The 9,727-nt window shown below is 69.2% G+C and carries 3 protein-coding genes, 1 tRNA gene and 1 rRNA gene; 4 read left to right on the top strand and 1 reads right to left on the bottom strand.

From position 1 onward, the window contains the following. The 3 genes from rrf to ACFYOJ_RS22815 all read left to right on the top strand — a co-directional run. A 5S ribosomal RNA gene (gene rrf / locus ACFYOJ_RS22825) occupies positions 1 to 95 on the top strand; the annotation flags it as partial. A gap of 115 nt (positions 96 to 210) precedes the next feature. Next, on the top strand, positions 211 to 873 hold the full coding sequence (locus tag ACFYOJ_RS22820; protein ID WP_356557948.1) for a DegT/DnrJ/EryC1/StrS family aminotransferase: 663 nt from the start codon (positions 211 to 213) through the stop codon (positions 871 to 873). Positions 874 to 951: 78 nt separating this feature from the next. Next, positions 952 to 1,027: transfer RNA gene (locus ACFYOJ_RS22815), tRNA-Thr, on the top strand. 61 nt (positions 1,028 to 1,088) lie between these two features. On the opposite strand, the gene ACFYOJ_RS22810 is transcribed toward ACFYOJ_RS22815, so the two are convergent. Beyond that, positions 1,089 to 3,728 carry a SpoIIE family protein phosphatase gene (locus ACFYOJ_RS22810; RefSeq protein WP_356557906.1) on the bottom strand — a complete coding sequence of 880 codons (2,640 nt, stop codon included), beginning with the start codon at positions 3,726 to 3,728 and terminating at the stop codon, positions 1,089 to 1,091. Between the two features lie 509 nt (positions 3,729 to 4,237). Here ACFYOJ_RS22810 and ACFYOJ_RS22805 point away from each other — a divergent pair. After that, positions 4,238 to 9,709 carry a HAMP domain-containing protein gene (locus tag ACFYOJ_RS22805; RefSeq protein WP_356557907.1) on the top strand — a complete coding sequence of 1,824 codons (5,472 nt, stop codon included), beginning with the start codon at positions 4,238 to 4,240 and terminating at the stop codon, positions 9,707 to 9,709. Positions 9,710 to 9,727 lie beyond the last annotated feature (18 nt).

Raw genomic sequence — 9,727 nt, 5'->3', positions numbered from 1 at the left:
AAACGCCCGGTTACATTCCGAACCCGGAAGCTAAGCCTTACAGCGCCGATGGTACTGCAGGGGGGACCCTGTGGGAGAGTAGGACACCGCCGAACAATCATTCAAAAGGGTTGGACCCCGAACTTCGGTTCCGGGTCCAACCCTTTTTTGTTTTCCGTCACTCAGTGTTCACGTCGCGCTACCACTCTTATCGCTATGGGTACTGCTGCAATGCTCAGGGCCGCCGGCGTCGGAGTTGGTGACGAGGTCGTCGTACCTGCCTTCGGGAACGTCGAGGTCGCCGAGGCCGTGGTCCTGGCCGGCGCGGTGCCGGTGTTCGCCGATATAGATCCCGCGACGTACTGTCTCGACGTGTCGGCGATGGAGGCCGTGCTGACGCCCCGGTCCGCGGCCGTCATAGCAGTGCACCGATTCGGGCGCCTGGCGGACATGACGCGACTGCGACGGTCCGGTCAGCGGCACGGCCTGCTCGTGCTGGAGCACCGGGAGACCGAGGCGCCGTACGACGAGATAGCCCGGCGCAGGCAGCGAGCGGCCTACCTCGACGGGAAGTTGACCGGAGTACTCACTCCGGACGGGGGAGACGGGCACACCTTCGAGCAGTACGTGGTGAGAGTGCCAGGCAACGGCCGACCCGACCGTGACGCCTTCGCACGAGCCGTGCGGAGAAGGGGAGTCGACTGCTGGGTGCCGGTGAAGACCCCCGTGCACCGGATGCCCGGCTTCCGGCGATGCATATCGCTGCCGGAGACGGAGCGGGCCGCCGACGAGACGCTCGCGCTGCCGGTCGACGCTTCGTTGACGAAGAGGGACATGCAGCGGATCGCCTCCGCGTGCAACGCACTGGGAGGACTGTTGCCGGCCGCGATCTGACAGCCGTGTTGGGAGCACCCCTCTGTTCGGGGTATGATCTATTCCGTTGCCGAGGGGGAAACCCCGAAAAGGCAGCAGGCCCCTATAGCTCAGTCGGCAGAGCGTCTCCATGGTAAGGAGAAGGTCAACGGTTCGATTCCGTTTGGGGGCTCCACAAAGCAAAGGCCCCGCCCAATGGGCGGGGCCTTTCGCATGCCCTGAACCGTTCCGGAGGGTCAGTCGGTGTGGGGCTCCGGTACCCGCATCGCCAGGATCGCCATGTCGTCGGACGGCGCGTCCGACGCGAAGCGCTCCACCGCGCGCATGATGCGGGCCGCCACCGCGCCCGCGGTCAGACCCGTGCAGGTGGTCAGGACGTCGGCAAGGCCGTCGTCGCCGAGCATGCGGGCGCCCTCACGGCGTTCCGTGACGCCGTCAGTGACGCAGAGCAGGACGTCACCCGGTTCGAGGGTGAGCGTCTGCTCGTAGAGCTCGAGGTCCTCGATGACACCGAGCAGCGGCTGAGGCTCGGCAGCAGGCTCCACCGTGCCGTCCTGACGCAGCCGCAGCGGCAGCGGATGGCCGGCGCAGACGACCTTCAGCTCCGCGCCGCCGCCCTCCTGCGGGCGCATCTCGCCGTACAGAAGGGTGAGGAAGCGGCTGCGGGCTCCCTCGTCGAGGATGGCGGAGTTGAGGCGTTCCAGAACCGCTGGTCCGCTGAGCCCCTCGCGGGCCAGCAGGCGCAGGGCGTGCCGGGCCAGACCCGTCACGGCCGCCGCGTTCGGACCCGTACCGCAGACGTCGCCGATGGCGAAACCGTAGGCGCCGTCGCTGATGGGGAAGAGGTCGTAGAAGTCGCCGCCGACCTCGTTGCCCTCGCCGGCCGCGCGGTAGATGACCTCGACCTCGACCCCGTCGATCTGGGGGAGTTCCGGCGGCAGGAGGCTGCGCTGGAGGGACTGGCTGATGGCCGTCCGCTCCGAGTACAGACGGGCGTTGTCCAGAGCCAGAGCGGCCCGGCGGGACAGGTCCTCGGCGAGCTCCAGGATCTCCTGGCGGAAGTGCTCGTCGGTCGGCTTGCCAAGGGTCAACATGCCGATGACGCGGTTGCGGGCGACCAGAGGGAGGACCACCGTCTCGCCACCGACCGCGGAGGCGGTGGCCAGCGTCGGGCCGATGCCCTGGCCGGCCTGCTGCGTGGAGCCGCCGCTCAGACCGAGACTGCGCATGGACGTGCGCAGCGCCGCCTGGTGGGCGACCTCCCTGGGAGCCGGCCAGACGCGCGCGCCCGGAGTGGGCACCGGGTCGGGCGGGGCGATCTTCGACAGGAGGGACTTGATGCCGTCGATCAGATCCTCGTCCTCGTGCAGGACGTACGAGAGGTACGGCTCCGAGGCCTGGTCGGCGATGGTGTAGACGGCACACCAGGTGGCCAGGGTCGGCACCGTCATCTGGGCCATGAGCGCCAGCGTCTGGTCGCGGTCCAGCGTGCCCGCCAGGAGGTCGGACGCCTCGACGAGGAAGCTGAGCGAGCCGCGGCGCAGCCGCTCCAGCTCGCCCAGGCGGGCGGACTCGACGGCCAGCGCGATCCGGTCCGCGGCGAACTGGAGGCGGAGCGCCTCCTCGTTCGAGTACCGACCGGGGGACTCGGCCGCGACACCGAGGGAACCGGTGAGGCGGCCCTCGACCTTGAGGGGAACCGTGACGACCGAGCGCATGCCGGTGCCGTTCAGCAGCGGGACGGCACCGGGCACGGCGGCGAGGTCGTCGTGGACGGCCGGCATGCGCGCGGAACCGTAACGGCCGGGGCCCGCCTCCACGGGGACGCGGGCGAAACGCTGACGCGCCGACGGCAGACCGGTGGAGGCGCGGACCTCCAGCTCCGTCTCGTCGTCGGTGGCGAGCAGCAGGAAAGCCGCGTCCGCGTCGAGCATGTCGCGGGCGCGCTCGACCGTGCGTTGCAGAAGGCCGTCGAGGTCGTCCGGAGCGGGAGAGCCGATGAACACCTCGAAGGGGTCCGTGTTCTGGCCCTCGGAGGAGGTGCCGCCGTCGGAGGCGGGCCCGCGCAGCGGCGTCTGCAGTACGGCACGTTCGTGATCCCGCACGAGGAGGCAGACCGTGGACGGCTCACCGTCGGTGTCACGGACCCGCAGATGGGAGGCGTAGACCGGGGTGACGCGGCCGTCGGCGGCCCTTATGCCGTAGCTGCCCTCCCAGCGGGAGAGCTGGAGCGCCTCGGCGATGCCGGTGCTGGTGCCCGGGGTGTGCGGCCAGGCGGCGAGGTCGGTCAGCGGCTTGCCGGTGACCTGCTCGGCCGGGTAGCCGAACAGCTCCTCGGCGTCCTCGTTCCAGGCCGTGACGGCGCCGGTGCGGTCGATCTGGACGACGGCGACGCGGACGCGGCCGTCGGCGACCGGGAGCATGGCGGCCGGGAGGGCGGGGCCGGCGCTGCGGGTGCCGACCGGACGGTCGGGCAGGTCCAGCTGGAACCAGACGGTCTTGTGCGTAGGCGTGTACTCGACGCCCCAGCGGGCGGCCAGGGCCGCGCACAGCTGGAGACCGCGCCCGCCCTCGCGGTCGGGGCTGCCCATGTCGACGGCCGAACCCTGGATCGGGACCTCGCGCTCGGGGTAACGGTCGGCCACCTCGATGCGTACGCCGTCGTCGCTGCGCAGGCACACGACGTCGGCGGCGGTACCCGCGTGCACCACCGCGTTGGTCACCAGCTCGCTGGTGAGGACCACGGCGTCGTCGACGACGTCACCGAAGCCCCAGCCCTGCAGGGTGTCGCGGACGAAGGAGCGGGCGCTTGCGACCGATCGCCCCACGGGCTCGAAGCCGGCGGCCGCGCGCGCGGTGATCACAGAACTCCCCATATGTCGGCGGCCCCGCCCTCCATGCCCGATTCCCCGGCTCGCTCGGTACAGGGTAGTCGGCCAGTGGACCGGTGTTCAGGGGTATCCCCCTGCGTCCTCCGGAGGGACGCCCCTGAACACCGACGCGACGCGTCCCGCGTCACAGGTCGGCCGATGAGCTCCGAGAAGCTGCCGAACTGTTGTGACTCCGCTTGACCCGAAGGCCCGCTTCTCGCTGGATCCGGATCCGGCGAAGGACAAGCCCTGCCCGGCTGTTCAACGAGCGGCGGCGTTGTGAGTTACGGTCATAGGTCGGCATGTCAGGTCGGCGTGGTGGAACACTGGGCAGGCTTCTTGTAAACGTCCGGGTGGGGCGAGTGCCCGCCGTCCATGGTGGGCAGCACCCCGGAAAGCGGTCCAGCACGCGGATCGCGCCGGGCGGCAGCACGGGAAAGCGGCATCAACCGGTCCGCCGAGCGTGATGGCACCCACGAACAGCAGTAACGGTCGACCCCTGCGGGAGGGACACAGTGGAGTCTGGCGCAGCGACGCGGGCCACGAGGACGCGCGCGAAAGGCGGACAGTCCCCGAGTGGGCAGGGCAGGACGCGAGGCGGGACGACGACGGTCGACACGGCGGCGTTGAACCGGTTGCTCGCGGCCCTCGTGGCCATGCGGGAGGGGAACTTCCGCAAGCGGCTCACGGTGTCCGGCGACGGCGTGATGTCCGAGATCGCGGCGGTCTTCAACGAGGTGGCCGACCGGAATCTGCACCTCACGGGCGAGCTGGCGCGGGTGCGGCGCATGGTCGGACGTGAGGGAAAGCTCACGGAACGCCTGGAGACGGGGGTCTGCGAAGGGTCCTGGGCGGCCGCGATCGACAACTCGAACGCGCTCGTGGACGACCTGGTGCGGCCCGTCTCCGAGGTCAGCCGGGTGCTGTCGGCGGTGGCGGACGGCGACCTCTCGCCGCGGATGGAGCTGCGCACGCAGACGGCCGAGGGCCCGGGGCAGCCGCTGCGCGGTGAGTTCCTGAAGGTCGGGCGGACCGTGAACAACCTGGTCGACCAGTTGTCGACGTTCACGGACGAGGTCACGCGGGTGGCCAGCGAGGTCGGTACCGAGGGCAAGCTGGGCGGCCAGGCGCAGGTGCACGGGATGTCCGGTTCGTGGAAGGGCCTCACGGACTCGGTCAACACGATGGCGTACCGGCTGACGGCACAGGTGCGGGACATCGCTCTGGTGACGACGGCGGTGGCCAAGGGCGACCTGTCCCGGAAGGTCACCGTCGACGTGGCCGGGGAGATGCTGGAGCTGAAGAACACCGTCAACACGATGGTCGACCAGCTCTCCGCGTTCTCCTCCGAGGTGACGCGTGTCGCCCGTGAGGTGGGCACCGAGGGCGAGCTGGGCGGTCAGGCGCAGGTGCCGGGCGTGGCCGGGGTGTGGAAGGAGCTGACCGACTCCGTCAACACCATGGCCGGGAATCTGACGGCCCAGGTGCGCGGCATCTCCGAGGTGACGACCGCGGTCGCCAATGGTGACCTGTCGCGGAAGGTGACCGTGCCGGCCCGCGGTGAGGTCGCACAGCTCGCCGAGACGGTCAACCAGATGACCGAGACGCTGCGGATCTTCGCGGACGAGGTCACGCGGGTGGCCAACGAGGTCGGCGGCGAGGGGCAGCTCGGCGGCCAGGCGAACGTGCCGGGTGCGGCGGGTATCTGGAAGGACCTGACGGACTCGGTCAACACGGTCTTCCGGAACCTGACCACCCAGGTGCGCGACATCGCCGCGGTGACGACGGCGGTGGCCAACGGCGACCTGTCGCAGAAGGTCACCGTCGACGTGGCCGGGGAGATGCTGGAGCTGAAGAACACCGTCAACACGATGGTGGACCAGCTGTCCGCCTTCGGTGCAGAGGTCACGCGGGTGGCCCGGGAGGTCGGTGTCGAGGGCGAGCTGGGCGGTCAGGCGCAGGTGCCGGGTGCGGCGGGGACGTGGAAGGACCTCACCGACTCCGTCAACACCGCGTTCCGCAACCTCACCGGTCAGGTGAGGAACATCGCGCAGGTGACGACGGCGGTGGCCAACGGCGACCTGTCGCAGAAGGTCACCGTGGACGTCTCCGGGGAGATGCTCCAGCTGAAGAACACCGTCAACACGATGGTGGACCAGCTCTCCAGCTTCGCCGACCAGGTCACCAGGATGGCGCGGGACGTGGGCACCGAGGGCCGCCTGGGCGGTCAGGCCCGGGTCGACGGGGTGTCGGGGACCTGGAAGGAGCTGACGGACTCCGTCAACTCGATGGCGTCCAACCTGACCGGTCAGGTGAGGAACATCGCGCAGGTGACGACGGCGGTGGCGCGCGGCGACCTGTCGCAGAAGATTGACGTGGACGCGCGCGGGGAGATCCTGGAGCTGAAGAACACCATCAACACGATGGTGGACCAGCTGTCGTCGTTCGCCGAGCAGGTCACGCGGGTGGCCCGCGAGGTGGGTACCGAGGGCCGCCTGGGAGGCCAGGCGCAGGTGCCCGGGGTCGCCGGTGTGTGGCGCGACCTGACCGACTCGGTGAACGGCATGGCCGGCAACCTCACCGCGCAGGTCCGCAACATCGCGCAGGTCGCGACGGCGGTCGCCCGTGGTGACCTCTCCCAGAAGATCACCGTGGACGCGCGCGGGGAGATCCTGGAGCTGAAGAACACGCTGAACACGATGGTGGACCAGCTGTCGTCGTTCGCCCAGGAGGTCACGCGGGTGGCCCGCGAGGTGGGTACCGAGGGGCGCCTGGGAGGCCAGGCAGAGGTGCAGGGTGTCTCGGGCACCTGGAAAGACCTCACGCAGTCCGTGAACGGCATGGCCAACAACCTGACCATGCAGGTCCGCAACATCGCCGAGGTCACCACCGCCGTGGCCAAGGGCGATCTGTCGAAGAAGATCACCGTCGACGCCAAGGGCGAGATCCTCGAGCTGGTGACGACCGTCAACACGATGGTGGACCAGCTGTCGTCGTTCGCCGAGCAGGTCACGCGGGTGGCCCGTGAGGTGGGCACGGAGGGCATCCTGGGCGGCCAGGCGCATGTGCCCGGCGTCGTGGGCATCTGGAAGGACCTCAGCGACAACGTCAACCTGATGGCGAAGAACCTCACCGTTCAGGTGAGGAACATTTCTCAGGTGGCCGCCGCCGTCGCCAACGGCGACCTGACGCGGACGGTGACGATCGAGGCGCGCGGCGAGGTCGCGCAGCTCGCCGACACCTTCAACACCATGGTGAAGACGCTGAGTTCGTTCGCCGACCAGGTCACCAAGGTGGCCCGTGAAGTGGGCACGGACGGCATCCTCGGTGGCCAGGCGCACGTGCCGGGTGTGGCGGGGACCTGGAAGGACCTCACCGAGTCGGTGAACCAGATGGCGTCCAACCTCACCGGTCAGGTGCGCAACATCGCCATGGTCACCACCGCCATCGCCAAGGGCGACCTGACCAAGAAGATCGACATCGACGCGCGCGGTGAGATCCTCGAGCTGAAGACCACGATCAACACGATGGTCGACCAGCTGTCGTCCTTCGCCGAGGAAGTCACCCGCGTGGCCCGCGAGGTGGGCACGGAGGGCCGGCTCGGCGGGCAGGCGCGGGTGCGGGACGTGGACGGCACCTGGCGGGACCTGACGGAGTCCGTGAACGAGATGGCCGGGAATCTGACCCGGCAGGTGCGGGCCATCGCGCGCGTGGCGACCGCGGTGACCCGTGGCGACCTGAACCTGAAGATCGACGTGGACGCGTCCGGTGAGATCCAGGAGCTCCAGGACTACATCAACAAGATGATCGCCAACCTGCGCGACACCACGATCGCCAACAAGGAGCAGGACTGGCTCAAGGGCAATCTGGCCCGCATCTCCGCGCTGATGCAGGGCCGCCGGGACCTCCAGGACGTCGCCTCGCTGATCATGAGCGAGCTGACCCCGGTGGTCTCCGCTCAGCACGGCGCGTTCTTCCTGGCGATGCCGCTGGTCGACGGACAGGAGCCGGCCGCCGCCCACGACGACCAGTACGAGCTGCGCATGCTCGGCTCGTACGGTTACTCGATGGGCTCCATGCCGACCTCGTTCCGGCCGGGGGAGGCGCTGGTCGGGACGGCGGCCCAGGAGAAGCGCACGATCCTCGTGGAGAACGCGCCGACCGGCTACCTGAAGATCTCCTCCGGTCTCGGGGAGGCGCCGCCCGCGCAGGTGATCGTCCTGCCGGTGCTGTTCGAGGGGAAGGTGCTCGGCGTCATCGAGCTGGCGTCGTTCACCCCGTTCACGCAGATCCAGAAGGACTTCCTCAACCAGATCGCCGAGATGATCGCGACGAGCGTCAACACCATCTCCGTCAACACCAAGACGGAGGTGCTGCTGCGTCAGTCGCAGGAGCTGACCGAGCAACTGCGGGAACGCTCGGAGGAGTTGGAGCAGCGGCAGAAGGCGCTGCAGTCGTCCAACGCCGAACTGGAGGAGAAGGCCGAGCTGCTCGCGCGGCAGAACCGCGACATCGAGGTGAAGAACACCGAGATCGAGGAGGCGCGGCAGGTCCTGGAGGAGCGGGCCGAGCAGCTCGCGGTCTCCATGCGCTACAAGAGCGAGTTCCTGGCCAACATGTCGCACGAGTTGCGTACGCCGCTCAACTCCCTGCTGATCCTGGCCAAGCTGCTCGCCGACAACGCCGACGCGAATCTGACGCCGAAGCAGGTGGAGTTCGCCGAGACCATCCACGGCGCAGGCTCCGACCTGCTCCAGCTCATCAACGACATCCTCGACCTGTCGAAGGTCGAGGCGGGCAAGATGGACGTCTCCCCGACGCGTATCGCGCTCGTCCAGCTGGTTGACTATGTGGAGGCCACGTTCCGGCCGCTGACCGCGGAGAAGGGCCTCGACCTGTCGGTGCGGGTGTCGCCCGAGCTGCCGGCCACGCTGCACACCGATGAGCAGCGGCTGCTCCAGGTGCTGCGCAACCTGCTGTCCAACGCGGTGAAGTTCACCGACTCCGGAGCGGTCGAGCTGGTCATCCGGCCGGCCCGGGACGACGTTCCGCAGGCCATCCGGGAGCAGTTGCTGGAGGGCGGTTCGCTGACCGACCCGGACGGGGAGCTGATCGCGTTCTCGGTGAGCGACACCGGGATCGGTATCGCGGCCAGCAAGATGCGGGTGATCTTCGAAGCGTTCAAGCAGGCCGACGGCACGACCAGCCGCAAGTACGGCGGCACCGGCCTCGGACTGTCGATCTCGCGGGAGATCGCGCAGCTGCTGGGCGGCGAGATCCACGCGCAGAGCGAGCCCGGCCGCGGCTCCACGTTCACCCTCTACCTGCCGCTGCATCCGGGTGAACTGCCCGCGCACGGCCACCAGCAGGCCGCGCCGGCCCTGGAGGCGGACGAACTGCCGGACTCCACGGACGCCTTGGCCGAGCAGCCCGAACGGCCGGGGGCGCCGGCCGAGGAGGAGTCGTACCAGGACACGCGGAACGGCGGTGCCACGCTGTTCCGGCACCGCCGCAAGACCGTCGCCGAGAGCGGGGAACCGATCGATTCGCAGGAGCGCCGGCCCGGCGCCGGCCAGGAGACGGAGTCGCAGCCGCGCCGGAACATCCGCTTCAACGGCCAGAAGGTGCTGATCGTCGACGACGACATCCGCAACGTCTTCGCCCTCACCAGTGTCCTGGAGCAGCACGGCCTGTCCGTGCTGTACGCCGAGAACGGCCGGGAGGGCATCGAGGTCCTGGAGCAGCACGAGGACGTCACGGTCGTCCTGATGGACATCATGATGCCCGAGATGGACGGGTATGCGACGACCACGGCGATCCGCCGGATGCCCCAGTTCGCCGGACTCCCGATCATCGCGCTGACCGCCAAGGCGATGAAGGGCGACCGGGAGAAGGCGATCGAGTCGGGCGCCTCCGACTACGTCACCAAGCCGGTCGACCCCGACCACCTGCTGACGGTCATGGAGCAGTGGGCACGGGAGGGGTGAGCGGGGGACACGGCACGG

Origin of the sequence: Streptomyces sp. NPDC006384 (assembly GCF_042870695.1) — a bacterium.
Classification (GTDB): Bacteria; Actinomycetota; Actinomycetes; order Streptomycetales; family Streptomycetaceae; genus Streptomyces.
This window is presented reverse-complemented; position numbering and strand designations above follow the sequence as displayed.

Coding starts and splice junctions, on each gene's coding strand:
- ACFYOJ_RS22820 (WP_356557948.1), top strand. CDS start 211: ATGCTCAGGGCCGCCGGCGTCGGAGTTGGTGACGAGGTCGTCGTACCT.
- ACFYOJ_RS22810 (WP_356557906.1), bottom strand. CDS start 3,728: ATGGGGAGTTCTGTGATCACCGCGCGCGCGGCCGCCGGCTTCGAGCCC.